This window comes from Cupriavidus sp. GW821-FHT07C08 (assembly GCF_059419025.1).
In genome coordinates this window covers 1-25533 of sequence record NZ_JBWKQZ010000023.1, presented here as the reverse complement: position 1 = coordinate 25533, position 25533 = coordinate 1, and the positions used below count along the sequence as shown (strand labels likewise).

The 25533-nt window shown below is 63.1% G+C and carries 26 protein-coding genes; 4 read left to right on the top strand and 22 right to left on the bottom strand.

Annotated features, from left to right (window positions below):
• Positions 1-26 precede the first annotated feature (26 nt).
• Positions 27-986 (bottom strand): hypothetical protein, encoded by a 960-nt coding sequence (locus AC07UK_RS25445; RefSeq protein ID WP_494693895.1) that lies wholly within the window; start codon positions 984-986, stop codon positions 27-29.
• A 261-nt stretch (positions 987-1247) separates the two neighbouring features.
• Between AC07UK_RS25445 and AC07UK_RS25440 the strand changes: the two genes are divergently transcribed.
• The 3 genes from AC07UK_RS25440 to AC07UK_RS25430 all read left to right on the top strand — a co-directional run bounded on the left by AC07UK_RS25440 (position 1248) and on the right by AC07UK_RS25430 (position 4470).
• Positions 1248-1565, top strand: coding sequence for a plasmid mobilization protein (locus AC07UK_RS25440; RefSeq protein WP_494686589.1), 318 nt, complete (start codon positions 1248-1250; stop codon positions 1563-1565).
• Positions 1562-3742, top strand: a complete 2181-nt coding sequence (gene traI / locus AC07UK_RS25435; RefSeq protein WP_494686590.1) for a TraI/MobA(P) family conjugative relaxase — start codon at positions 1562-1564, stop codon at positions 3740-3742. Before AC07UK_RS25440 ends, traI begins: the two co-directional genes overlap by 4 nt.
• 95 nt (positions 3743-3837) lie before the next feature.
• A complete protein-coding gene (locus AC07UK_RS25430; protein WP_494693897.1) occupies positions 3838-4470 on the top strand; it encodes an ATP-dependent DNA ligase in 633 nt (210 codons plus the stop codon).
• Here the strand turns inward: AC07UK_RS25430 and AC07UK_RS25425 are convergent, their stop codons facing one another.
• Both AC07UK_RS25425 and AC07UK_RS25420 read right to left on the bottom strand, forming a co-directional pair.
• Entirely contained in the window at positions 4471-5100 is a 630-nt protein-coding gene (locus AC07UK_RS25425; RefSeq protein ID WP_494686592.1) for a hypothetical protein, read from the bottom strand. It lies immediately after the preceding gene.
• A gap of 193 nt (positions 5101-5293) precedes the next feature.
• A complete protein-coding gene (locus AC07UK_RS25420) occupies positions 5294-6355 on the bottom strand; it encodes a hypothetical protein (RefSeq protein ID WP_494686593.1) in 1062 nt (353 codons plus the stop codon).
• Positions 6356-7110: 755 nt separating this feature from the next.
• On the opposite strand from AC07UK_RS25420, the gene AC07UK_RS25415 reads away from it, so the two are divergent.
• Positions 7111-7989, top strand: a complete 879-nt coding sequence (locus AC07UK_RS25415) for a DNA-binding protein (protein WP_494686594.1) — start codon at positions 7111-7113, stop codon at positions 7987-7989.
• 113 nt (positions 7990-8102) lie between these two features.
• Here the strand turns inward: AC07UK_RS25415 and AC07UK_RS25410 are convergent, their stop codons facing one another.
• The 19 genes from AC07UK_RS25410 to AC07UK_RS25320 all read right to left on the bottom strand — a co-directional run bounded on the left by AC07UK_RS25410 (position 8103) and on the right by AC07UK_RS25320 (position 24702).
• Positions 8103-8777, bottom strand: coding sequence for a tyrosine-type recombinase/integrase (locus AC07UK_RS25410; protein ID WP_494686595.1), 675 nt, complete (start codon positions 8775-8777; stop codon positions 8103-8105).
• Positions 8746-9801, bottom strand: coding sequence for a phage integrase family protein (locus AC07UK_RS25405; RefSeq protein WP_494686596.1), 1056 nt, complete (start codon positions 9799-9801; stop codon positions 8746-8748). Before AC07UK_RS25405 ends, AC07UK_RS25410 begins: the two co-directional genes overlap by 32 nt.
• Entirely contained in the window at positions 9801-9956 is a 156-nt protein-coding gene (locus tag AC07UK_RS25400) for a hypothetical protein (RefSeq protein WP_494686597.1), read from the bottom strand. The genes AC07UK_RS25405 and AC07UK_RS25400 overlap by 1 nt, the downstream gene beginning before the upstream one ends.
• Complete coding sequence (locus tag AC07UK_RS25395) at positions 9953-10207, bottom strand: hypothetical protein (RefSeq protein WP_494686598.1); 255 nt, start codon at positions 10205-10207, stop codon at positions 9953-9955. The genes AC07UK_RS25400 and AC07UK_RS25395 overlap by 4 nt, the downstream gene beginning before the upstream one ends.
• 13 nt (positions 10208-10220) lie before the next feature.
• Positions 10221-10451, bottom strand: coding sequence for a hypothetical protein (locus AC07UK_RS25390; RefSeq protein WP_494686599.1), 231 nt, complete (start codon positions 10449-10451; stop codon positions 10221-10223).
• A gap of 6 nt (positions 10452-10457) precedes the next feature.
• On the bottom strand, positions 10458-10955 hold the full coding sequence (locus tag AC07UK_RS25385; protein ID WP_494686600.1) for a hypothetical protein: 498 nt from the start codon (positions 10953-10955) through the stop codon (positions 10458-10460).
• A 42-nt stretch (positions 10956-10997) separates the two neighbouring features.
• Positions 10998-12125 carry an AlbA family DNA-binding domain-containing protein gene (locus AC07UK_RS25380; RefSeq protein ID WP_494686601.1) on the bottom strand — a complete coding sequence of 376 codons (1128 nt, stop codon included), beginning with the start codon at positions 12123-12125 and terminating at the stop codon, positions 10998-11000.
• The gene (locus tag AC07UK_RS25375; protein ID WP_494686602.1) at positions 12106-12378 is read right to left on the bottom strand and encodes a hypothetical protein; all 273 of its coding nucleotides are present in this window, start codon (positions 12376-12378) and stop codon (positions 12106-12108) included. The genes AC07UK_RS25380 and AC07UK_RS25375 overlap by 20 nt, the downstream gene beginning before the upstream one ends.
• Before the next feature lie 24 nt (positions 12379-12402).
• Complete coding sequence (locus tag AC07UK_RS25370; RefSeq protein WP_494686603.1) at positions 12403-13188, bottom strand: hypothetical protein; 786 nt, start codon at positions 13186-13188, stop codon at positions 12403-12405.
• 254 nt (positions 13189-13442) lie between these two features.
• Complete coding sequence (locus AC07UK_RS25365) at positions 13443-17120, bottom strand: SIR2 family protein (protein WP_494686604.1); 3678 nt, start codon at positions 17118-17120, stop codon at positions 13443-13445.
• A gap of 124 nt (positions 17121-17244) precedes the next feature.
• Positions 17245-19188 (bottom strand): site-specific integrase, encoded by a 1944-nt coding sequence (locus AC07UK_RS25360; protein ID WP_494686605.1) that lies wholly within the window; start codon positions 19186-19188, stop codon positions 17245-17247.
• 21 nt (positions 19189-19209) lie between these two features.
• A complete protein-coding gene (locus tag AC07UK_RS25355; protein WP_494686606.1) occupies positions 19210-19560 on the bottom strand; it encodes a hypothetical protein in 351 nt (116 codons plus the stop codon).
• A gap of 617 nt (positions 19561-20177) precedes the next feature.
• The gene (locus tag AC07UK_RS25350; protein WP_494686607.1) at positions 20178-20486 is read right to left on the bottom strand and encodes a hypothetical protein; all 309 of its coding nucleotides are present in this window, start codon (positions 20484-20486) and stop codon (positions 20178-20180) included.
• A 42-nt stretch (positions 20487-20528) separates the two neighbouring features.
• The gene (locus AC07UK_RS25345) at positions 20529-20744 is read right to left on the bottom strand and encodes a hypothetical protein (RefSeq protein WP_494693894.1); all 216 of its coding nucleotides are present in this window, start codon (positions 20742-20744) and stop codon (positions 20529-20531) included.
• 663 nt (positions 20745-21407) lie between these two features.
• Positions 21408-21590 carry a hypothetical protein gene (locus AC07UK_RS25340; protein ID WP_494686609.1) on the bottom strand — a complete coding sequence of 61 codons (183 nt, stop codon included), beginning with the start codon at positions 21588-21590 and terminating at the stop codon, positions 21408-21410.
• Between the two features lie 201 nt (positions 21591-21791).
• On the bottom strand, positions 21792-22100 hold the full coding sequence (locus AC07UK_RS25335) for a hypothetical protein (protein ID WP_479947392.1): 309 nt from the start codon (positions 22098-22100) through the stop codon (positions 21792-21794).
• Between the two features lie 66 nt (positions 22101-22166).
• Positions 22167-22454 (bottom strand): hypothetical protein, encoded by a 288-nt coding sequence (locus AC07UK_RS25330; protein WP_494686610.1) that lies wholly within the window; start codon positions 22452-22454, stop codon positions 22167-22169.
• Positions 22455-23021: 567 nt separating this feature from the next.
• Positions 23022-23540, bottom strand: coding sequence for a hypothetical protein (locus AC07UK_RS25325; RefSeq protein ID WP_494686611.1), 519 nt, complete (start codon positions 23538-23540; stop codon positions 23022-23024).
• A gap of 142 nt (positions 23541-23682) precedes the next feature.
• A complete protein-coding gene (locus tag AC07UK_RS25320; protein WP_479947397.1) occupies positions 23683-24702 on the bottom strand; it encodes a nucleotidyl transferase AbiEii/AbiGii toxin family protein in 1020 nt (339 codons plus the stop codon).
• Positions 24703-25533: the final 831 nt, after the last annotated feature.

The following is a 25533-nucleotide window of genomic DNA, read 5'->3' as shown; positions in this document are numbered from 1 at the left end:
TTTCTTACGTTGGAAAGACCGGCCCGCTACAGCTTCGCGGGCATTGCGACAAAGTCCTTGGATGACGTCATCTGCGTCGGCGCGATGAGCTTGCCGATTTGCCGTAGCAAGTGCGCTTGCGCCTTAGTCAGAACGCCGTCAAATGGCTCGCCGGATTCGTAGTAGACGCGCCCCTGGTGAACCACCACGTTCTCGCGCAAGTCCGGTCGCACGCCTCGAAAATTGGCGCCAGCGCGCTCCGCTTCTTCAATTGTCGGGCCGAGACCTTGACCGCTAGCGGGAAGCTCTGCGCCCTTCTCGCCAGAGGAAACCGAGGCGTCTGGCTCGGGCGGAGGCTCCGGGAACCCCTCCTCTGCCCTAGAAATCGCCGCCTCCAACGCATGCGTTGGAGGCGGCGGCGCGGCCCCCTCGGGGGGCCGCGCGCGCTGTTGCTTTTTCGCCTTCTGCGGCGAGGCCGCGGAAGGCGCCGGCGCTTGCGCCGGCGGGAGCGCGGGTCGGCTATTGATCCGAGTTTGGCGGGCCATCTCAGTTGCTGCGGCTAAGGCGTCCGTGCTGAAGCGCTGGAGATCTTCACTCTCCAGCTGCGCCCTGGTCCGCGCGATCTGTTCGGCATGCGCCTTCTCGTGCGCAGCAATCTCCGCTTGCGCCTTCAGCTGATAGAAGTACAGGCGCAAGGTGTTCGCATTAAGCACCAGTCCCGCTTCGCTGAAGGTTGTCGCTATTTCTTCGAACGACATACCCGCCTCGCGGACGGCAATGATCGTCCCGAGCAGTTGCCTGACTGCCTCCTTCTTTCGCAGTTTGTCATTGGCGGAGCTATCGAAGAACTTGGCCAGCAATAGCTTGCGGGCCTTCTCTACGCTCTCCAACTCATGTCTCTCGAGCTTCGTCATCGCTTCACTGTTCTTCGCCATTCGTCCAGCCTGGCAATAGTCGCGGACATTGCCGTTGCGCACAGGCGTGATATATGAAATCGTGATTTTCATATAGTATCAGATGCACTACACTTCGTCACACGATTCCTGGGCGCGGATCTATCGGGTCTATGGCTTGCGCCATAGACGGAAAGATAGAAAAGCCACCCCGGAACAACAGGACAGGATGGCAGATGTACGTACGACACAAGTGTCGTACGTCCACCGGCCGAATCCGCTAGGTCGCCTGCGGCGCCCGTCGCGGATTCGGCCTTCTGCGGCCTGCTCAGGGCTCCGCCCCGAGACCCGTATTTCTGACGTTGGAAAAATGAGATGGCATTCAAAAAAGTCGACAACCCAAAATCTATGCGCCAGGAGATCCGCCTCACGCCGGCGGAAAAAGCTGCTCTCCAGAAGAAGGCGCAAGAATGCGCGTTGCCGCTGTCGGAGTACCTGGTGGCTGCCGGTCTAAAGCGGCAAACGCGTGGTCGCGCAGACGTGGACACCATCAATCTGCTTCGCGAGATCGTTGTCGGACTAAAGGCGCTGCATGACGTAGCCGACAACATTCACGAGCAGCACCTGCAGCGCGCGCTTGATGAGGTGGTTCTTGCGATTCAACGTGTGTGGAACGAAGGGGCGCGGCGATGATCGTTAAGGTGCCGAAGAACCGCAGGGATGGTCGCTCATCTTTCAAAGATCTGAGCAAGTACATCACCGAAGGAATTGAGAACCAAGCCGCGCCACCGACTGCGACTAGCTGGGACCGATTGACCCAGTACATCACGCAAGAATCAGTACTCGATGATCTTGGCGATGAAGTGGAGAAGACTATTGCCGTGGAGATTGGCAACGTCACCAGCCTGGCTACTGCGCCGGCGGAAATGTACGCGGTCGCCAAGAAGAATTCCCGTGCGAAGAATCCGGTGTACCACTACATCCTGTCGTGGCCGGAGCACGAGAAGCCGAAAACGGAAGATATATTCGAGGCAGTCCGCCATACCCTCGGCGCACTCGGGATGGCTGATCACCAGTACATCGCCGCGATCCACGCGAACACCGACAATATTCATGTCCATGTGGAAGTGAACCGAGTCCACCCAGAAACCTACAAGGCGGTGCCATTGGGTTTTGACCACAAGACGCTCCACCACGCTGCACGGGAAGTGGAGATTCGATTTGGCTGGCATCACGACCCGGGCTTGTTCAAGGTTGTAGAGGTCCAAGGAAGGAAGCTCATCGTTGAGGACGCGGGCTTCGTTGACGAAGATATAGCGAAGCTCCAAGGCAAGGCAGACGCAATTAACACCTGGTCAGGGGAAGAGTCACTGCAGGAATGGTGCTCCCGGGTTCCGGCCGCGCCTTTGCGCAAAGTCCTGAAAGATCCTAAGACCGCCAGCTGGCAGGACATTCATCGCGTCCTTCTGCAGCATGGCTTAGAACTACGCGACACGGGGGGCGGGGGAATGGTGATCGCGGACCTCAGTGGCGAGGCGACATCGCGCGGCGGCCAGCCGGTAGTCGTTGCAGCATCGAAGGCATTCCGATTCATGAAGCGTGCCGAGCTTGAGGCTCGCCTCGGGCCCTTCCGGCCACCTTCGCAGGAAGCTCACCAGCCGGCGCCGGTGCGAACCTATAAGCGAGATCCGCAGAAGCGACTGGAGCGGCGGCTCGAGCGGAAGGCTCTCAGGGACGACCTGAAGGCGAGATTCGCCGCGGAACGGGACCGCATGCGCGCGTTGCGCACGCGAGCCACAGAGGCCCTCACCCCCCATTTCGCTAACGATAAACGGCGCCTCGCCGCAATCGACACGCAATACAAGGCTAATCGGGCAGCGATTCAAACTGACAGATCCATTGCGGGTCCGCAGAAGCAGCAGGCCTATATGCTTCTCAAACTCACAACAGACAAAGCCCGCGTGCAGCTGCGGGAGTCTATCGAACGTGAGCGAGAGATGAGGAAGAGCCTGCTGCCCCTGGTTCCCACCTGGCGCGCATGGGTGGAGGAGCAAGCAAAGTTGGGCGATGAGGCTGCAATTAGCGCCTTGCGTGGCATGGTCTACCAGGAGGGGCGCGACCGAAAACGTGCGCTCGGTGAGGGGGGGAATGCCGACGATGAGCCGGGTGTCGATGACCAGATTCCAGAGCACAAGGGTGCCCCCGAGGAGAACGCAATTCGACCGGTCGGTATCCAGGCCGTTGATCCTTATGTCAGAGCAGTCAGCAATCTCATTTGGCGCGTCTCCAACAATGGCAAGGTTCATTACTCATTTGATGGGGGTACGCAAGCCTTCGTTGATGAAGGCGACCGAGTGACATACGGCCGGCGTGAGGTCGCAGAGGACGCCCTGATGCTCTCTCTCCGCTACGCTGCCAGCAAATGGCCTGATGGCGTACGCCTAACAGGGGGCGATGTTGAGTTCAAGAAGCGCGCGGTTAGAGCCGCAACAGAGTTGGGAATCAGGATCGCCAACATCGAATTGCAGGCGTTGCAGCAAAGCATGCGAGACGAGCTATCGGCGGTTCAGCGGCAGAACGACATGCGGCATGGTCAAGGCAGCGCTATCAAGGCAGTCGAAGACCAGATGCGCGGCATTGATCCGAAGGCAAAGCTTTCGTATGTGGCCGGCCCGAGTGCCCGATATCAGGGCAGAATCGTTGCTCAAACGGAGTCCCATGTCGTTCAGCATGTTGGCCATCACGACTATGTGGTGCACGATAAGACGGCAATGCGGAAATCACCCCGAACCGGTGAAGAAGTGACTATCTCGTATCGCGCGGGCAGGCCCGTTCTGACGCGACCTAACAGCGTGCAGCGTGGACGATAGCTATGGAGGTGAAGGTGTAGGACTTGCACGGATTCCCGATCACCGGCAAAGGTAAACTTAGTCAGCTTGTCTGCTGCAAGGGAGGGCCGAAAGTCATGCCAACGAAGCGGCCGCCGGCACCCGATTTAAAGGATTTAGCACCAATGCTGCTGGTTCAGCAGCGCGCTTTGCCGCGGGGGTCTGATTGGTCCTACGAGCTAAAGCTGGACGGATACCGGCTCCTGGCCACTACAGGCAGCGCCCCTCGCCTGCGGACCAAAGAGGGGGCGGACGCCACCGTCTGGTTTCCGGAAGTCGTTGCCGCTCTGGCTCTGCTGCCCTCGGGGAGCATTCTAGATGGGGAGGTCGTCGTCATGGACGACATTGGACGCCCTGACTTCAATCGGCTGCATGCCAGAGCTATGCGGCGACGATGGTATCCAGGGGCGGACCACGTAGCGTACTGCGTCTTCGACATGGTGGCGGTTCGCGGTCAAGACATTCGCGCTGAACCGATAGAACGACGCCGAGCTGCCTTGAAGAGACTGCTCACGCCGTTGCCCAATGGCCTACTTCTGGTGACATCTGTGGACGACGGTGTATGGCTCTACCAGCAGGTACTCGCGCTCGGGCTTGAGGGGGTGGTTTGTAAGCGGGCGGGGAGCACCTATCAATCGGGAGTTCGATCGACGGACTGGGTTAAGGTGAAGCGACCGGGCGCGGTGCCGCCCGGCCGCTTCAAGCGCTGACTAAGCGCGCTGGGTGGAAGGCAACTGCGCGGCCCTACCCTCTTGGAATCGGGCCTGAATCAGCACAATGGCTGCCACTAATCCGGCCAGGCTGAAGGCCAGCTGCGAAAGTGCCAAGTCGAGTGTGGTTTCACCGGTCGTCAGCTGCTTAACTTCCCAGGACACGCTCGCGACGAGCCACAGCGTCAAGGCCCCGAGGAGCATTGCTCTGACAGGCCTCTCCATGGCGCGTAGCAGTGTTTCCTCGGGACGAAAAAGGAGCGCAATGGACCACCACCCCATCAGTACGGCGACGAGATAGTTCACCGGGGAAAATCGCGTGTCGGGGCCGAGCACAAGATACTCGATGAATGCCGCGACACCGAGGATCGCCATACGCGTCGCCCAGCTTTCGCCTTTGGCCATCGGCTTGGAATCTCGATAGCAATAGCCGACGAGCTGGACCACGCAAAACCAAAACCACGCGTACGCAACCCCGCCGCCGAAGTGCTCCAGTAAGGTAGGCGCATGCCGGCAGTGGAACAGAATGCGTTCCGCCGCCAGCAAAGCGATAACGTCGGCATCCCTCTGGAGAGCCAACCAACGGTGCGAGTACAACAGCGTCGAGAGCACGACGACAGCGGTGAACACCGCGAGCAGCTGCTTGCCGCTTATCCCATTTGAAGTTCTTCATCTTTCGTTTCAGTGATGATGGCAATGCCGGTGGCACAGTACCAGTACCGTATAGCGCGCAGACTTATATCGTGGCAAAAAAAATCCCGGCCACAGGGGCCGGGTGGGAGAAATGCGTTGCTGGGGTCAAGCAGCACGCACGGGTAGGACGTTAGAGTGAGGCGGCCTTCCGGATGGCCTCGAGTGCGGTGTTGGTCAGGAATGGGCGCTTCGATTGAATTGCGACATCCTTCGGGATGAAGTAGCCCATTTTCCAGCGCTCAGTGCTCGAGCCGGCGACGATGGCCCGCATCGCACCTTGAGCAAAGGCGCCTGCCGGAACATAGGCGCTGAAGTTCTCGTATTGCACCGTAGTGGGGAACGTGAGCAAATAGACCGTCTTGCCTTGGAGCGTCTGCGTCTGCCACTGACCATCGGCTACAGGCGTTGCACTGGCACCGCAGCCTGCCGTCGCATCCCACACTTTGAGAACGCCGCCAGCTGCTACCTGATACTCAATACGCGCAGACGAGCCCTTGCTTTGCTCGCAGTACTTTCGCGTGTAGAGGTCGGCTTCCGTAGCAAGCAGTGGGTCCAGGTCGCCAAAAATGGAGGTGATCACGGTGGCCGCCGTGGGGGCAAACGACGGAAATGCGGCCATGACGCCCGCTGGCAACTCCGTCGGAACAAAGCTGGCCAGGAGGGGCTTACCAGCCGCATCAAGCAGATAGTCGCTGGCGGGCTTGCCTCCCACGTCTTGCAGGTTGAGCTTCATCGTCCAACGGGCCGGACCCAGGGCGACGCCTCCGGGCGCGACGAAGATCGTTTCGTCCTGCGCGTACTGAACTTGGTACGAGAATGACGAGGATGTCCAGCCGTTCTGCGTTAGCGACCAATACGCAGCGGTGTCGAGCGTGTCAAAAGCCGAAACCGGCGTCGTACCGATTGGGCCGACAGCTACCGCGGCGCTCACATTGAACATTCCGCTGGACGCAGCGGTGGCGCTCGTTCGAGAGATCGCCGTTTGGTCCACCCCGTTGATCGTGCTACCCGCGCCGGTGATGGTCAGCAGTCCATCCGTCAGCGTTGTCTCTGCTTTCGATTTCGGCGGAACCAAGGAAGGGGGCACCGTCGTTCCAGTCGAGGTATCAGCACTTTCGCCACCCCCTCCCCCACACGCCGCCGTGATAGCACTTGCAGCAACGATTGCGAGCACCGATCGATGCATCTTCATTTGGTACACCTCCGAACTAATATTTTTAAAGTAGTTTCATGGTCTCATATCTTCCGGAGATTTTGTAGGTCCCATCGCATCTTTTTCCAACGTTGGAAAAAGCGCTGGCCTTTTCCGATGCCGAGCCCGCTGCCTCTCGCCGTGCCCAACGGCACGCTCGAATGCCCCCGCGGCTATTCGCGGAACTTGTTCGCCAGGCTGAGAAGGCTGCACTCATACCCGGCCATGCTCCGCTGGTCCTCAAACGGTTACCCGGTCAGCCGGTCCCCGCCGATTTTCGCGTACGCGAGAACAGCCTCCCGATCTCGGCCCGGCGCCGGCGCGCCGGCCTCGGTCGAGTGGGGTGCCGAAGGCATGCCGGAAAGCGTGGGGTGCGCATTCTCCCCAGAGCCCGGCTGTGCTCTCCCCTGCCGCCAGGCCCGCGCAGTTGGCGCCGGCCAACTCGAAGCAGCGCATAGCTGATCCAGCATCCGGCTGGAGCGATCCTTCTTTCAGGCGTCTGCCCCACCTTCGCGTTCGTTGCGGTCGTTCGAGGATCCAGCAAGACGCTAGGCCCCAACCCACACCCCTCCTCCGCCGGCCGTGATGCAGAAATAACACACCATCGACCCGTCACGTCCGCGTCAAGGAGGTGGCGCTGGCGCGAGTCTCTCTTCTTCAGTCGAAATGAGATAACAAATATCGATAACGTTACTGTTATTTAGTAGCGTTATTTGCTATGCTTATAGCAACCCGAGAAAAACGAGGACGCGAACGTGGAAACGAAATCCCCCCTGGTCACGGCAGAGAACGTACGCGCCGCCGCCGAAGCGCTGGCAGCGACCGGCCGCAAGGTCAGCGTGCGCGCCGTGATCAATGAGCTGGGCGGTGGTTCGCCCAACGCGGTGCTGGCGCATCTCAAGAGTTGGCGGGCCTCGCAGCCGGCCCAGACGGATGCCACACCGGTCATGATCGATGCGCGCATCCTTCAGATCCTGCGCGAGCAGATTGCCGGCGCCGAGGAAAAGGCCCTAGGTGTGGCCGCCACGCGCATCGCCGAGGTGGAGGAAGACAACGCCGCAATCGCCGAGGAGGTGGCCAAGCTGCAGGGCGAACTGCTGCAGCGTGAAGCGGCGCTTGAAGCCGTGCGCGCCGAATGCGACAAGGCCATTGCCGGTGCCGCCGAGCAAGCGGCCGAGGCCCGGGCCGAGGCGGCGCGCGAGCGCACGGCAGCGGTGGCCACCCACGATGCGCTGGCGGTGGCCAATGCGCGTCTCGAACAAGTGCCGGCGCTCGAAGCCGAGATTGAGAAACTGCGCGCCGCCCTGGCGGCCGAGCACGATGCACGGGCGGCCGCCGACCAGGCCACCGCCGTGGCGAAGGCCGAGCTCGCCGGCGCCGAGCGCGCGGCCGAGGCCTCCGCCGTGGCCATCACCGAACTCAAGGCCAGCCTGGCCAAGGTTGAAGGGGAAGCCGCTTCGCTGCGTGATGCGCTGGCCAACGAGCGATCCGCCCGAGCGGCGGCAGAGCAGGTAGCTGCCGTGGCCAAGGCCGAGCGCGATGCCGCACAAAGTGCGACTGCGGACCTAAGGGAGCGCCTGGCTACGACGGAGCAGCCCAGTCTTCCGCCAGGAAAAGCGGGCCGGTCGAAATAAGGCGCCCCGGCTCGATCGCACGACTGCAACAGACCGCCTAGAGAGCGGGGCCGCTCGCTCGAGCCCGGAGAAAAATGCTTTTTTTCGCGTGCGCGAAAATCCCGTTCCGCTAGCTATCCGTTCTCCGCCGATTTTCGCGTACGCGAAAACAGCTTCCCTATCTCGGCCCGGCGCCGGCGCGCGCCGGCCTTGTTGTACAGCGCCGTGGTCGCGGGGGTGGCGTGCCCCATGTAGCTCTGCAGCACGTCGACCGGCACGCCGGCCTCGGTCGCATGGGTGCCGAAGGCATGCCGGAAAGCGTGCGGGTGCAGGACATTGGCCTCGGCCAGCATGGCCGGCCGATACGCTTCCAGGTAGGCACGGAAGCCCGTGGCCGCCTGGTCGACCAGGTTGCGCAGGCCGCGGTCGCCATAGCCGCGGCGGCCAGTTTCGGCCTTGGCCCGGCCGCGCGGCGTCGTCTTGCCGGGCAGGGGTGCGAGCAATGGCCCGTCGCCCGCTGCTGGCCAGGCGAAGTCGCGATCGTGCCAGTGCGCGCACAGCGCGTCGTAGGCGCGGTGGCTGATGGGCACATGGCGCTCCTTCTCGCGCTTGCCGACGATGCGCAATTCCCCCCAGAGCCCGGCCGTGCCCTCCCCTATGGCAGGCCGCAGGCCCGCGCAGCTGGCGCCGGCCAACTCGAAACAGCGCATGCCACTGTCGCGCAGCAGCAGGATCACGGCGCGCAACGTGCGCATCCTGGCGCTGTCTTGCGCCTGGTCATCGAGCCATGCCGCCAGCTCGTCCCACACGGGCGCCGGGGACGGCCTGGTCGGCGTGGATTGCCGGGCCTGCGACGCGCAGCGTCGGCAGCCCCTCCCACGGGTTGCTGTCGAGATAGTGGCGGCCCACCAGCCACGCGCACAGGGCCGCCAGGACCTGCTCGGCATAGCGGCGGCTCTTGGGCGAGAGCGGCCCGGTGAACGGGCGCCAGCCCGGGAGGTCGCGCGCCAGGCGGGGGCCGCTCCAGCGCGGCGGCAATTGCGGCTGCGCCACGAACTCGCGGTAGGCGAGGCAATCGTCCGACAACAGCGCGCTGAAGTGCGAGTGCTGAGGCCATAGCGACAGCCAGGTCTGGATCGCCTGATAGTCGTTGTCGGCCGCGATCCGGCAGCGGCTGCGCTCGGCACGATTCGAACCGGCGGCCCCATTGAGCGCCAGCGGCAGCCGCATCGCCTCGAGCGGTACGGCGAGGCCGGTGCCAGGCTGCAGCAGTGCGGCTAAGCTCGGCACCGGCAGCGGCTCGCCCGTGACGTGCGCGCCCAGCTGGCCCAGCGTCGGCGCGAAGCGCTGCAGCGTCCGCATCATGGTGGCCGCCGCGAGCGGTCCGATGCGCGGCACCTGTCGCCACCAGCTGCGGCCGCGGTCGTTGCACAGCGTCATCAAGTCTCCCAGCGTGGTGACGCCTGCTGCCTGCAGCCGGCGGGCGAACGTGCTGGTCAGCCACAGCGTGACCGCGTGCTCCGGCCGGGGACTCGGCGTGCCCAATGCCTCGAGCTGGCCCACCGCATCGATAGCGCGGTCCATGCCCTTGCCGGAGCGCCCGGGCGTGGCCACCGCGTCGGCTAGCGCCGGCTTGCCGTGCTGGTGTGCGCGCTGCACCAGCTGGTCGCGCACGGCGTGCAGCATCGCGGTCGCCTCGCGGTCGCTCGGCAGTGCGTCCGGATCGGTGGCCAGCCAGCGCCTGGCAATAGCGCTCACCGGAACGCCCTGCAGCCAGGCGCGGTAGGCGGCGTACTGGGCGCGGGTCAGGCCCGCCATAGGCCCGGCGCGCATCACAACCAGCTCGGGCGGGTTTCGCCCTCCTCCTTGTCGATCGGACCTCGGGCAGCGCTGAAAAACTCGTCAGCGGCCTGCAGGAAGGCCTCGACCAGCTGCTCGGGCACGTGGTGGGTGATCGGTTGTGTCTTGGGGCGTGGTGGCAGGGTCATGACTGAGGCTCGCGGTCGGGCACCGGATTGAGCGGTTCGATGAGGAAATTGGCAGCGGCATAGCTCGCGTTGCAGTCCCACACTTCCTTGCCGTCGCGATAGAAGGTGCACCAGCGGCCGTCGCTGACACAGCGCGCCTGGGGAAACACCTCCTCGTGCCCGTTCACGATGGCCAGCATGTGGCTGGTCTCCCGGCAGGTGGCCAGGTACTCGCCCGCCGGCAAGGGGTCGGGAATGGCTTTTCGTACCACGGTATTTCTTTCCTTAACTCGGATCGGCCTGCGACTTGAAGGCGCGCCGGAAGGCCGCCCGCGCGGCGGCTTCGGCACGGTCCGCTTCATCCTTGGCCGCCAGGCAGTCGGCCTCGCTCACGCCCGCCTCGCCGTCGAGAAAGCGCACCGCCAGCGCGTGATAGCGCGCGTTGGCCGCGCGCAGCGCAGCGTACTCCTCCGGACACGTTTCGGCGATATACAGATCGAACAAACTAGCACTCATATGCCATCACCCCGCGTACTGTTCCCAGCGCTTCGTCGCACGGCGCTGTGGCGTGTCGTCGCCGTCGGTACCGTCGACGATCGAATCCAACAGGCGCAAATGCTCGGCCATGTAGGCATCGAAATCGCTGGCCGGCACACCGCGCAGCGCGGCCCGCATCCACCAACCGTAGACGACGGCGAGCTTGCCGTCTTCAGCGGTGTAATCATCCTGCAGTGGGCCGAGCGGGCGATCGCGATGCGCGAGATTCCAACCCACTGCCTTGAGTAGTTCCCGGACGACCAATGGCATCCCGCCTTGGGCCAACGCCGCATGCTCGGCCGCATGGGCGCGCACGTCGGCGGCCTCGCTCGTCACGAACGACATGTGGCAGACCCGGCAGGTCGCCAGGTCGGAACCGGAGTGCGCGTTCGGGTTAGGCACCATGTCCGGATAGGCAGTGTGGAAGCCTTGCGTCTTACTGGCATTGAAACTCCTTCGGTGGGATGGCCGGCGCACATCCATGCCTGCGCCAGCTCGATAGTCACGCACGTCAGCGCCGACGGGCTAAAAGTACCGGTCCCGGATGCCATCCCGTCCAAACGCGTGATGCAGCAACACCCGGAACTCTTCCAGCACAGCTGCAAGCGCGGCAGCGTTGATCTCAGCGGGGTCGATATACCACGCCGGCAGTTGCAGGGTATCGTCCCGCGCGGCCTCGCCCCAGGGCGCATTCCGTCCATTGGCGTGCAACGGGCGCAGGCCGCGCACGCCCACCAGCGTGACGGCGAACTGATACGGTCCGGCAACGCCCAGATCCTCCAAGCCGCGCAGCCATCTCGGCAGCAATTCATCGGCGTGGCGCTGCAGCCATGGCAGCGCGAGTCCCGGCTCGGCTAATTGGGGATCCAGATTGGTGAAGGCTTCCAGCGCGCCACTACGGAAGATCTGCACGTAGTGCGTGTACGCCCCGTCGCGATCTTCGCCGCGACGGAGAATCCCGTCCAGGTTCGGTCGCGGTCGATGCACGACCTCTACCTGCTCGAACTCTCTCGCAGCTGCCGCAGCCTGCAAGTCGATCGCGCTGCCGGGATCGGTGGCACTCAACGGATACAGGTGGATCAGGGCTGCCGGCCCTGCCTGGACCGTCAGCGGCAAACGATTAGCGTAGTGCCGCGCGATCCGACCGTTGCGAAAGGCCTCCCATACCTGCGTCGCGTGGTCCCGCGCCAGAAAGGCCTGGCGCAGGCCCTGAATATCGTACTCGCTGTTACCGCCGTCGCCCCGCACCATGAAGCGCCGGCTACCGGTGGTGCGGTGCGGCCCGGACCAGCTCTGCGGCACACGAATGCCGACAACGTGTCGACCGCCATCGACCGGCACGCACTCGATGCGCAGCCCCGATAGCCGCGGTTCCAGTCCGCTTTCGACCATCTGGATCAGGCGGCGGCGCAGGGCATCCTGGTCGGCCACCTGCAGTCCGGGCAGCCCTGACGCGGCCCCCGCCTCCTCGGCCACGCCTAGCAGCAGCCAGCCGCCCCGGGCATTGGCCAACGCGCACGCATCATCGATCAAGCCGCGGCGATGGTCCGGGTTGTCCGGGTTGAAATCGGATTTGAAGTCCAGTTCCGACGATTCGCGCGCGGCGCTGTCGAGCAGGGACTGCAGGACGTCGTTATCGAGTCGTGGCAGCATCAGTGGCCCCATCGAGGTTGTGAGGTGCGCTTGCCAGCCAAGCGCGCATGGCGGCCTCAGCCGCCTCCGGCGTGTCGGCCTGGCCGTCGGCCAGCAGCGTCTGCATGTCGGTGCTGTGGATGCGCCAGGTCCAGGTGATGGCCTTGGCCTTCTGGTCCCACTGGGCTTCCAGCAAGCAGGCGCGCACGCCAGGGCCGCGTGCATGGAAGCCGTGCCCATAGGCGGTGAAGCGGAGGACGTCGAGCGTAGTCATAAGTGTGTTTTTGTTGGGATCAGCTCATGCCGCCACTGTCAGGGTGCGCACGAACAGCTCGGCCCACTTCAGCGCCTCGAACACCAGCGGCTTGAGCACGGGCTTGGTGCCGTGCACGTCGCCCATTTGCGAGCGCAGGGTCTGCATGACGTAGGCGCCTTGTCGGAAGGCGCCCCCACGGTTCCGTACGAATAGCTTGAGCGACGCGTCATCCCAGCCGAGTTCGCGCAGCCCCGGCGCATGCTCGGCCACGGTCCTGAGCGCGACGTTGCAGCGCTCCTGGAACGTTGCCGCGGTGGGATCGCCCAGCGCATAACGCTGGTAGATCTCCGTGGTGACGGTTTCCACCGCCCCGCATGCGGCGGTGATCGCGCCGGCGAGGTCGCCATCGCGAAAGCGCGCCGCCGCTTTGGCTAGCTCGGCACGGGGCGCATCGGGCAGCTCGGCTAACTCGGCGGGATCAAACAACTCCAGTGCCACCAGCTTGGTGTCGACGATACCCCAGCCATGGCGGGCCAAGTCATCCGCGAGCGGCCCGGCGAGCTCTCGACGGCGGTCCAGCAAGATTTCGGTGATGAACACCACGACCTGCCGGTAATCGGACTCCGCTAGCCGTGCCAGTTCGCCATCCAGCGCCGAGAGCAACTGCCCCTTGGTCGCGCCGTTGCCCTGCCCGGTGGAGCGCTGGTGCAGATGGGCTAACGCCCCCATGTTCACGCCAGCACGTCCGGCGATTTCCTTAATGTCGTCAAACGTCTCAGTGCGCAGGTACGCGCGCACCGTGCCCCACGCCTGATGTGGCTCCGCCATTGGCTAACTCCTTGTTTTTGTTGGGATTGGCTCGGACCGATTTCCAAACCGGCCCATTCTGTGGGAGCAAACGCCATGCCGATAATAGCAGTTATCGGATATTAATATCATTTGAGTCTTCGGATCGATAATCTGAATATTCACAATTCAAGCGAATTTGAAATGCCATCCGATAATCCCATTCTGATTTAAACACCATACTCACAAATGTTATTGCCAGCCGCCGTCTCGACTGCCATTGCGTTCGGCGTTGTTCACTCATACCTGAACGCGCGATGCTGCTCCAGCCACTGAAAACGTCGATCGATTTCCAATGCGGGATCGGCTGCGACGATCTGGTCGAGGACCTCGGCCATATCCGCAGTCTGCCCCGACGATGCGGGCCCGCAGATCAACCAAAGGAGATCCAGGCATGCTCCTGGAGCTGTCGTCGGTACATTCGCGGACTTGATGAAATAGATGCCGTTCCACCCTCCCTCCAACGGAGAAAGATGATGGCGGACCCCTTGAAAGGCTTCCGGGAAAGCCGCGCCGGCCGCAACGCACAGCGCCGCAAGCTCCTTGGAAACGGCAGCTCTCTTGAACTGTACCTCGTTTGGCCAGATCAATTCGAATAGCGGACCGATGAAGGTGCTCCACCCCTTCTCAGGATTTCCCCCAGCGATTTGCCCGACCCATTGGCGCAGGCAATGGGCAGCGCCTCCCAGCACGGGGTGAGGAGCGTGAACCAGCAGCTCTCTTACCTCTTCGGGTGAGATTGGGGATCGCAATGTGCTGGGGGTCACGCGCCAAGTCACTAGCGGTAATAGCACCGTGGATGCGGCATGGGCCGCAGCACCGTCAACCAGCACCGTCTCGCACAACGCTGCAGAAATTATCTTCTTAAATGCGCGTGTCCCAGTGAAGCCAAGTGGAGGACCACCAAGCAGCACGGCGCGCAACGTCTTACCTTCCAGCCCATCGAGAGCCAAGCGCCGCCTGAACTCCCGCAAGGCCAGCCGCGGATGAACCGCAAGCAGGAACCCCGCGTTACGCGCGCACACACCGCGGCCGAGCCAGCCTGCGACAGTGTCGGACGATACGACCGCAGACAGCCGCCTTTGGTCAGACTCCGATATTCCGCTGGTGACCCGCCGCTGATCCATCGAGGAAAGCAGCCACTCCACCAGCCGACCGGTTGGCCTATTGATCACTCGATCATAGAAGTGAGGCGCGTCTTCCTGACTGATTTCGGGCTCATGGGCCTCGGCGAGGCGCCACAAGCGATCCCACCACGCGCTTGTTATGCCGTCATCCTCCGTTGCGCTCTGACAGGCCGCCGACAGCAGGTGGCTGAGGGGGGACAACTGCTGCGCGAGAAACTCGTCGCTGGCATTCCATAGTCTGGAGAACACCTTGGCCACGAGCGCCGATACCCCGGCACGCGTTCCCTCCTGAATCGTCGCAGACACGAGAGCGTTGAGGAAGTCCGACCAGAGCCGGCCGTTTTCGGCTGTCGGCTCGGCATCCTTGAGAACTTCGAACGCAGCGGTCGGGTCGGCACGGGAGTAAGCCGACCAGCTCGCTTGCGCCTCGAAATCCCTCTCGTTGTAGAGCTGTCGTGCCATGTCAAGACGCGCTTCTGGAACTGCGCTGGCGAGGGGGGCTGGGTCCCCCGAAGCATGTCTCACGCCGGACATGTAGGAGCCGAAAAGATCCTGCTCCTCATAGTCACCCACGATGAAGGGATACTGGTCCGCAATGGATGCCAGCGTGGCGTGGCCGACGTCCGGCAGTACGCCGGCCAGTCGGATGGGCGTCAGGAGCAACCAGACCCGGTGACTCCGCGCTTGGGGTCGCCAATCTGCCTCCCCTTTCGCCGCGTCATACCCCGCATACAGCGAGGGGGATTCGTCCAGGATCCGCCTGACAATCTGCTCGATAATCTGCGGGTCTGCGCCACCGATTCGCTCCCTGAGTGCGAGAACCAGTTCCCGCCGCATCGACCAAAAGGCGTCGCCCGGTAACGCCAGAATATTCTCGGCTGCCTGGTCGCTGTCGAACAGCGCGGTATTGCGTTGCGCATGGACCCACATTCGCTGGCCCAACGTCCCCGGGAGACTGCGCCAGGAGCGCGCCAGGCTTCGGGCGTACTCGATATCCTCCTCAACCAGTTGCGGCAGAAGATCGGTGAGCAGCACGCATAGGTGTACGACGCCATCCTGAAATTGGTTCTGGTCATGCGACTCTACGCTTGGCACGCTTCGGTCCATGCCGTCCCAATCGGGGCTGATCAGGTCCACCTCCATCGCCGAGAAGCCTACGTTCACGAGCGCTTCCGTGCAAAGCTGGGCCAGCCTCTTCCTGCTTCCTGGTAGGGCTCGGACGGCAGCGTTGAGGTCTGCCATCTCACTGTTGTCGTCCAGATCCAGCGATACATGCAGGATGTCCCGTAGCGAGCGCACTTCCCCCGGTTGCTCGGCGCCGTCCATGCGCCATTTCGCTTTCACTTGTACCTCCGGTGTCAGGATGCGAACGGCCTGTCGCAGGTCACGGTCGGTTCGTCCGGGGCTCTCAACGGCCCGCGCAACGGAATACTGGTGCATGGTTGCGTCGCCCGTGCGATATGACGAGCTGATGAGGGTTCTCCACGCAAGCGCCCAGGGATGGGGTGTCGTTTCGAGCGGGAACGACAATCGCTGATTCAGGGCATCGAGCAGGCCTTGTCCCAGGCGGCCTCGCCATGCGATGGCCACTTCCACCCGTGTCTGGCTGGTCAGATCCCTGGCGCACCAATTCGCAATCACGGTGGGAGCTTCGTCGGCAGCCCACAGCTTCGCTGATTGGAAGTAGTCGAACCACGAGGGATCTGTTACGGAGGCGACCACAATATCCCAAAGATCGCCCTTTCCGCTCAGCAACCATTCGAGCTCGTCGCGCTGGAACTCTGTGGTGCTGGCAAACGGCGATTGCAGAATGGCGGTGGCACGCGCTTTGCGTCCTGCGCGGGGCCGCTCCACGAAGTCGGCAAGCTGCGCGAGGTCACGCCATAGCGCAGCATACCGGTCCGAGTCGCCCTCAGGGCCTCTTCGGTAGACCAACGGCGTCACGGCGATGGTCGACCACCGCGCATCTGCTTCCTCCGGATGCTCGTCATATGCGTCGAGCGCGTAGACCGTCCGAAGATCTTCAAACCGGTCCCGGTCACCTTCCAGCAAATTCAGAAAGTATCGAACCGGTGCATCGCTGGCGCTGTAGCCGATGAGCACGATGGTTTTGCAGCGCACAAGGTCGAACAGGAAGCGCGCAGCCCATCCCGATCGCATGTAGGCGTCGCCATATTCTGCGCTGGAGAGCACGAGCGGGGTCGCATCCAAGCCCAGCGCGGAATCCAGAATCCGTCCATGAAGATGGATGATGCCATGGCACATGTCGCTGCCCGGCGGCGGTAGTGCCTGCCCGGCGAGGCTCTGACGCTTCCCACAGCCAGTTCCCTCGCTCTCTTCGACAGCGCGCTCGAACAATGTGTCGAAGTTCGTTGTGACGAGCACGATCCGATTGTCCCGCGCCCTGGAGAGCCGGAGCAGAATCTCGTGGCGGACCAGATCGGGGTTGGGCAGCGACAGGACATTTGTCACTTCGCGATACAAGGAATCAGGGTTGACCAATCGTCGCGACAAGGCGCCCAAGGCTTCTTCGTATCGTCCAGCCCTAATTGCTACACACTCGCCAGCGGTACTCTCAGCGCCGAGACGTTCATACACCTGCGCGACAAGATCGCCGAACATCGGCAGCTGTGGTGCACTGACGCCAGCGCCGCACAGAAAGGCGACGTCACCATCCAGCATGGCGTCAATCAGCGTGTTCGGGAATACCGGCCCGTCCTCTGAGAATCTCAGGCTCACTGTTCTTGCCCCCATTGTTTTCTTTAATAACCCACGATCCGGGACCAATCATTTCACCAAGCGCCCAACGGTCTGAGGGATGGCATCCCTGGATCCCAGCATGGCAATGTCTGGCGGTACCATTCGCACGCGCGACCTGTCGGCGATAAGAGACAGTAGCGGCCAGGGCCGATCAATGTGCCGGCCGTGCCAGGCGCGCATGGTACTTCGCCGCCTCGGCGCGCACCCGCCGCTGCTCGGCGGTCACATAGGTGCTGGTGGTCTGCAGCGACGCGTGCCCGAGCACGCGCTGCACCACGTCGAGCGGCATGTCGGCCGCCACTGCCTGGGTGCCGAAGGTGTGGCGCAGCGCGTGCGGCGAGGTGCCATGCAGCTGGCGGCGCTCGGTTTCGCTCAGATCCGGCAGCTGGTCCAGCAGCTGCTCGGTCGCCCAGCGCATCAGCGCGCGTGCGCCGCGCACCGAGTAGCCGCCCGAGTTGGAGCCTGAGCGGCCGCGTTGCTTGCCTTGGCCGCCCTGCCCTGCCGCGTCGGGCTCCATCCCGGCCTCTGCCCCCAATCCGAACTTGGCCCGCGCCCGCGGCGTCGGCGGCACCACCAGCGGCGCCACCAGGGGCCCGACCGCATCCTCGGCGGCGAAGACCAGTCCCCGGTCGCGCCAGTGCGCGCCGAGCGCCGCGACGCACGTATCGGACAACGGCACGAAGCGCTCCTTTCTGCCCTTGCCGACCACGCCCAGCCACCAGGTCGCGGGCACCTCGCCATCGGCCGGCAGCCAGGTCAGCGCCTCGCGGGTCGCCGCCGCGGCCTCGGCCACACGCAGGCCGGCGTCGCCCATCAGCAGCAGCAGCGCCCGGGCGGCCCGCCATCGCGCGGCCTGCGGCTCGGCTTCGTCTCCCGCGTCACCCGCACGGGCCCCCAGTTCGTGACGCACGCGTGTCCACAGGTCCAGCGGCAGCGCGCGCTCGACCCGCATCGGCGCCGCGCGCTTGACCGCGACCGGGTCGCGCACCGCGCGCCACGGGTTGCCGGCCAGGTAGCGCACGTTGACCAGCCAGTCAAAGGCGGCGCGCAGCGCGCGCACCGCGTAGCGCTGGCTCGCCGGCGACAGGCCGCCCGGCGCGAACGGGCGCCAGCGGCCCGAGGCGCGCGACACTGGCGCGCCGGTGAAGGCGGCCGACGGCGCGGCGAGGAAACGCTTGTAGGCCTCGCAGTCCTCGACCGTCAGCGAGGACAGCGCCACGCCGCGCTCGGCGACAGCCCACAGCAGCAGGCGCTCGAGCTCGCGCCGGTAAGCGCGCTGGGTGGCATCCTGCCCGCTGAAGCCTGCCAGGTAGGCGCGCACCGCGTCGAGGTCGTGGCGCGCCCGCACATACGGGAACAGTGCCGCGCGGTTGGAGCCGCGCTCGCCGGACAGCGCGTGTGGCAGCGCCATGCGCTCGAGCGGCACGAGCCGTCGTGTCGGGCTGTCGCCCTGCCCTGCCGGTGCGAGCTCGATGCGCTCGTTCACCGCCACGGCCAGTTCCGGTGGCGCGTCCTCGCGCACGTCGGCGTCCACTGCCAGACCGAGCGACCCTTCGTGCCGGCGCAGCCAGGCCACGAGCGCGCGCGCGCGGCCCGGGCCGATGCGCGGCAGCGCGCGCCACCACGCGGGCCCGCGCACGTTGATCCAGCCGACCAGGTCGGCGAGCGTGGCGATATTGGCGCCCGTGAGGCGCTGCGCCACCAGCGGACGGAACCACAGACCCACCGCGTGCGCGGGCGCCGGCACGGCCACCGCCAGGCGCGCGGCCTGCTCGACCAGCCGCAGCGACGCCGCACCCAGGCGCGCGTGGCCATGCCGCGCGATCGACGCCTTGAGGTGCTCGGCCAGCACCGGCGAGCCGTGCAGGATCGCCAGGCGCACCAGGTCGTCGCGCATCGTGCGCAGGAAGCGCTCGGGGTCGGCCAGCGCGGCGTCAGCTGGATCCGCAAGGTCGGCCAGCGCGCCGGCGTCCAGGTACTGGCGCGCGACGGTGGCCACGGGAATTCCCTGCACCCAGGCGCGCAGCGCCGCGAACTCGGTGCGGGAATACTGGCGCGGCGCCGGCGTGGTCAGGGTCTGGGGACGGTTGGCCATCGTATTGCGATCGGTTTGGCGTTAGCTATCGCGCGCGGGCTTGCCCGCCGCGTAGGCGAGCGCGGCGCGCAGCGCGCGCGTGGTCACCGTGTCGTCGGTTCTCGCCCAGGCGTGCGGTTCGGCGCGCTCGCTGGCAGGCGCCAGCGCCTTGACGGCGGCGGCCGTCGCGGCAAAGTACCAGTCCGACAACAGGTAGCCGATGGCCTGTGCCAGGTGCTCGGCCTCCCAGCGATCCGGGTCGCGCTGCGCGCGCTCGAGCTGATCGAGCACCGCCCCGATCAGCTCGGCGACGATCGCCTGCTGGCGGTAGCTTGGCGCGGCGCGGAATTCATCGTCGCTTGGCAGCGTGTGCAACACCTCGTCTCGGTTCATGGCGGCTCCCTTTGGACGGTCCAATGCGCGGACCGGACTGTGCACGTTAGCGCACACACGTATGGCCAAAGTGGCAGAACCTCGATTTTAGCCCATTAACGTCAATGCCGCTAATACGACTTAGCGGCATTGCGAGCCTCGTGACCGCCCTGCTCCCATCCCACGCTACGCCAAATCGTCAACCTTGGGAGCGACCCCTACAGGTCTGCCTGGGGATCCTCGTCCTTGTCTGAATAAATTCAGTTATCGGCATGAAGGCGGAACACGAAAAAGCCGCCCGCGGCGGCTTGGAGCCTACTTGGCAGTGTCGTCGTCCCGTCGGCGGGGAGTTGCTCGCCACTTCCATAGGAGGATATCGATCACCCGCAAAAAATAGGGGAATTAAAGCGTTGCCGACTACACGTCCTACGTCGTCCAAATGTTCGCGCGCGGAACTCCAGAACCAGGCGAACCAGACGATGGCATTCACAACCCTAAGAACGTTACGCACGGTGGTCTCTCCGATGTTTCGAGCAGGTGTCCATTTCAAAGAAGCGCTCGATGTCGAAATTTTGGGCGTTTAGCCGTTATCGGCATGGTGGCCTGTGGCGAAAAAACCGCCCGGATGGCGGTTCCGCCTACCTACCAGTCCGAACCGCGTCGACCAGCGCGCGCAGCCGTTCCTGGTCGCCCACGCTCTGCTGGCTGGCCGTAACATCGTTCCAGAGGTCGAAACACCCGCCGGCGATGAGGTACTGGTTCAGTCGGCTCGCCTCGGTCCCATTTGATGCCGCGAACTTCCGGCAGCTGTCGATTTGGCGCTCCAACGCCGCGGTGAGTTCGACATAGGAGATGCTTGGCGCGCGCCGCGCCTCGTCGGCGCGCTCAGCGTCGATTTCAGCCTGCGTGCGCATGTCGCGGCGCACTTCGCGTTGAAAACCACTCATGCTTTCCTCCCTGCCCCTCGGGGCGTTTTTTCTGTTGTTGATCTAGCGCCACCAACCAGACGTTTGTCCCTCGAGGCCTACTAACGCGTCTTGCACCCGCTTGAAAATGGCGGGGTCATGTACGGCGCCCTTGTTCTTGTTGAAGTGCTTCGCCGTCGCAAAGGCCTCTTTGCGCGTGAGTTGCAGCGTCGCAAGAGCCTTCTGGTCCTTACGTTCAAAGCTCAAATGAACCGTGAAGGTCTCGTCGGCAGGTTCCACTATAAGAACCTGAGGGAACCCCCCGAACGTGAAATTGTTCACTTGTAGATCGTGAATGGCGGCCACGGCGATCGAGCCCGCGATCCTTCCCCCTGCCCCGTGGGGCGCTTTTCTCTGTTCTCAGTCGGCAATCCATCAGGGTTTTCAATCCCTCCGGGCCGGCATACACCGTGCCGCTCGCGCGGGCCTGTGCCGCCTCGGCTTCGTGTGCCACTTCGTCAGGCGTGCGCAGGTACGTGCGCACCTCTCTCTGGAATCCGTCCATCGGTTTCTCCTGTGCCCTGGGGGCGTTTTCGTCATTCCGCGTTGCTTTGGTCACCCCGAGCGCTGCGCTGCAGGTCTGCGATCACGGCCCGCGTCTGCATGTCCGTGTCGATCGCCCGCTCGAATGGCATGTCGCCGGGCAGCTCGATGCGCCAGCCGTCGGCATGCGGCTCCGCCAGCGACAGTAGATGCCGGAGCGGCGTGCGTCGTCACGGAAGCCGTCCAGCAAGGTAGCCAGCGTTTCCGCGCGCGCCTTCCAGTCTGTCTTGTCCCAGCTACGGTCGTCTTCCATCGTCGGCCCTCCCGGGCGCTGTCTGCCCGCCAGGGGCGTTTTCAGTGGCGTCGATCGCCGGGGGGGCGTCACTTTTTCCAACGTCAGAAATGGGGCAAGCGATTAGCTCAGCGCGGGTCGCGCAGGATGACATAGCCCGGGTCGCAGTGGTCCTGCCCCGCCTGCTCGGCCTCCTCGTGCGAGGCGAACGCACCGGCCTCACTGAGTTTGGCGGTGAATCCCACGTCGCCCCCTGTCGGGCACAGGTAGTCGTTGCCACTGCGCACGATCCATCCCCGATTCTGGTCCATCGACTTTGATTCCCTCCGGCTGCCGGTGCGGGGCGCCTCCAGGTGCGCCGCTGATTCCCCAACAGGGGCGTTTTCTCTTCATTGGGCCCGTTGGCCGGATGACATCCGATCAGGCCGGAGAGCGCGCCGAACTAGTATTCACAGTCCTCGCAACCTATTCCCGATGGACGGTCAGAGCGCCGATGGCGCACGCGCAAATTGTCAGATGGTTCGATCGGCAGGCCGGGCACAGTGTAAGGCCAGTCCCGGATCGTCGGTAGCAGCCTGCCACGGCAGCGTGACCCGTGCTTGCAGCTTGCCGTCGACCGTGCGACGGACGCGGACAGCACCACCGGCAGGGACGCGAGCCCACGTTTCGCTGGCGATCATGCCTAGATCCCTCAGCTTGGTCGAGCTCACGAAGAGGGTATCGCCCTCGAAATCTGACGGGCTCATGGCCGCATACCGGCATGCGGCGGCCGCCAGTTCGGAATGCATATCCGTGGGAGTCATTGTCAGGTGCTGTGTCATCGATGTATCTCAGTCTGCCTGTTGGGCCATGCTCGCACTCCTGATGGCCAGGCTTCGTCACGTTGGTCAATGCGCCGAGTGCCCAACTTCTGGCTCGCGCTTCAAGACACCCATGTCGTGAGCAAGGGCGACGCCAGCAAGGAGGCTCTGCAGCGAAGCAGCCAGACAGCAATGCTGGGCTTCTGGTTCTTGGTGGTTTGGGACATACGATTCTCCATAAATGATATTGGCGAATTGGCCAGCTGCCAGTGAGAGTTTCTTAATCACTGCGTCTGCCCTTCCGCCCTTCTTCTGACGTTGGAAAAAGCAGCCATGAAGGCGCTCTGCACTGGATGGAAATAGTGCGGCGTTCATAAACGCTGTCAAGGACGGATTATCTGGTGTGTGAAACTCGCGGCGTGCGTCCCCTCGGCCTTGCGCCTCGTTTCGTCAAAACTCGCGATCTTCTTCTCGTTCGTACCACTTGTCGATGCCAGCAGCACGTAGGGAAGCGATCGGTGCGGGATCAGGATCAAGCTCGACCCAACGGAAACAGGTACGACTCCCTGGCGCGCTCTCGCAAATATGAAACCCGTTCTTCACGTAGCGCCAAATTGGCTGGCCAGCCACTCGTAAGCCGGTATCCATTCGTGCCCCGTACACGTCGTATTCGCTCGGTGTCGGTCCACTATCTTCGCTCGCGCAAGCTTGAATATGGTCGGCTAGCGCGGGATACCCCCCCTGGAGTGCGCTTACAAAACCGGTCGAGGGGGTCGGGCATTGGCGCGGGATTTCTGACGTTGGAAATTTTTTGGGCGACGGGCGCTAGCTGCTAGGCAGGGCTGGGCGCGAGAACTAAGCTGTGCTTGGCCGACGGCGCTGTCGGCGCCTTTGCCGGCAAGCGCCCTGAAAAATCAGCGCCCATAGTCGGTCATGGAGGGATTAATCCCCCCTCTTGCCGTAGCGAGAGCGCAACCGTTGGATGGCCACGGTCTTCTTGTGGTGCTCCTCCGCAATAGCAGACTCGCGCTGTAAGCGTCGTTCCCGTCGCGCTGCAATCCTCCTGGCTCGGTTCAGATGCCAGCCGCGAAGAGGAGTTCCGCGCCTGATATGTGGTCTCAGGAAGGTCTCAACGGCGAAGTGTAGCTGCGCCAGTTCCGACAATTCGGTGAGGCCATAAGAGCCTAAGGGGGCGAGGAGCTGGAGGGCAACTATCGATACGAGGAGGGCACCAAGGACAAATAGAGCGATCAGCATGGGGCCTTCTCTTGACTGTAGCGAACCTGTCGAACGCGCCTCGAGCAACCTGTCAATGTGCGCGATCTGCTCCTGGACAACTCTCCGGCGCTTGATACGACGACCGGCCATCCCAGCAGCGATGGCAAAGCACGCACACACGATGCTGGCAAGGCTATAGATTTCTAAAGCTTGTTTTCTTGTCTTTGCATTGTCTTTCGGCACAGCAGACACCTTCCTTGAGCCCAATTGATGCGTTGCACTGCAATGCTTTATATATCGCATACATAGGGCGCAAGGGGCGTGCGTGCATTGGTCCGCTAGTTTCCAACGTTGGAAATTTCGACGTCATGCCAGCCCCGGCGCGCTACCTCTGCAACGTGATGCTGCGGCTCAGATCCACATCGGTCCAATCTGGAACGCCATGCTGGTAATGGACTCGGGCATAAGTGCCTTTGGCGGGCGGTGCATGCCAATGCTCAGTTGGATGGAGGACGACGATACCCCTGCCAACGTCTTGGACTAGGCAGCGGGCATCAGCCCAGAGGATTCGCCCTAGGTAATGCCCAGATTCGTAATTGCCCTGCTGCACTGTGGCATTGATTTCTGCCAGGAAATTCCGAAGGGGCTCGGACTGGTCGATCAACTCTGAGGCGGGTGGCGGGGGCGCCAATCGCGCGTGCGCAGGCGAGAGGCGATGGAGTTCCGCCTCTAAGATTGCCGGAATACGATGGACCAATTCGGGGTCCATCTGCATATTTTCGATGCAGGAAGCCAAGTACTCTCGGTCGGTGCTGAGCGTTTCCGTAGCCCGTGCGAAGGATTTCAGGATGGCATTCCCGTATGCGCCTTCGGCTTTGGTAAGCGCCTCCGCTGGAATGCTTCCCCATCCTTCAATCATCATTGCCAGGTCAATGATGTCGCGATGCATGCTCTGCCGGTCGCCCTGGCGGTCATCGTTCGCCAGCAGCTTCTCCGCATACATGTCCGAACGACTCAGGACAGGAACACCGAAGGCTGGCTCGAGCTCTCCCTCGATCTGGATGCGGCCCTCCAGGACGAACTCTAACTTCAGCGGTACTCCGTCGAGAGCGGCGAACGTCCGAATGCCGTATTGATCGGTCTTTACTTCCCGCATCAGCTCGATGTCGCTAGTAGCGACGCCTTGGAGCCCAGGCTTTTCGCGAATCGCTTCGCGCAACTTCCGGTAGCCTTCCGAAGATCCACAGAGAAAATCGACGTCGACGGACTCGCGATACTCTTCCAGGCCGGGCGAAAGGACAATCGCAGTCCCACCTGCAAAATAAGTATCGCACTCACGCAACAACTTACCATCCAGTTTGGACAGCAAGGCTGCAATGCGCTGATGGTGCTCGCGCTTAAACAAGAAGCACCCCGTGACCAAACTGGCGTGCGAGCCGCTTCACGAGGGTTCTCTCCTTGGGAGTCATATGCGGCGCATCCACGTGGCGCCAGTTCGCCTCGTAAACGGCGAGTGCCTCCCTGTCGTCCAGCTTAGTCGTACCAGGACGATTCCATAGGAGCATGCGGAGTTGAGGATATTCGGTGAGAGTAACCATAATCTTTCCCTTGCTCTGCAGTATGGCAAAGGATACCTGCTTTGTCCAACGCCCTTCCAACGTTGGAAACCCGTTGGCAGGTCTACCGCGCACTCTCGCGCACTCTGCACCCATCGTAGACGGAATGGCAGGCTACGCGACTTTGGGAACAACGTGGGCGGATAGACGGTTTTCGACTCCAGCCCAACTAGCTGCACGAGGCAGTGGCAACATTACTTTCATGGGCCCATCCCCCGCCATCAGGTATGCGTCACTGATTCGATGAAGGGAAAGTAAAGCGAAGTCTTCGACACAATATCCGGCAGCCGCGGCCGCCTCAGCGAGCCGGTTATAGTCGCTGGGGTGCATCGCAAGAGGGAGCATCGTCTTCTGCATCATAAGAACCCTTTGGTGTGCATGCCTAAACAATACTATAAAAAAAGCATCAAAGGCCGATACCTACATGCCGGATTGTGATGTTGCCATGCATATCCAGTGCCGCCTAGCTCACAGAAAGTTACTTATATACCACAATTTCCTTGCGAGTGGGGGAAGACGGAATTGGTGAGACTGGGACGGATTTGTGAGACTGCAGATACCGAAATAGTGAGACTACTCGGACGCACGCCAGCTCGCACAACAGTGTCGGCTGTAGTTCG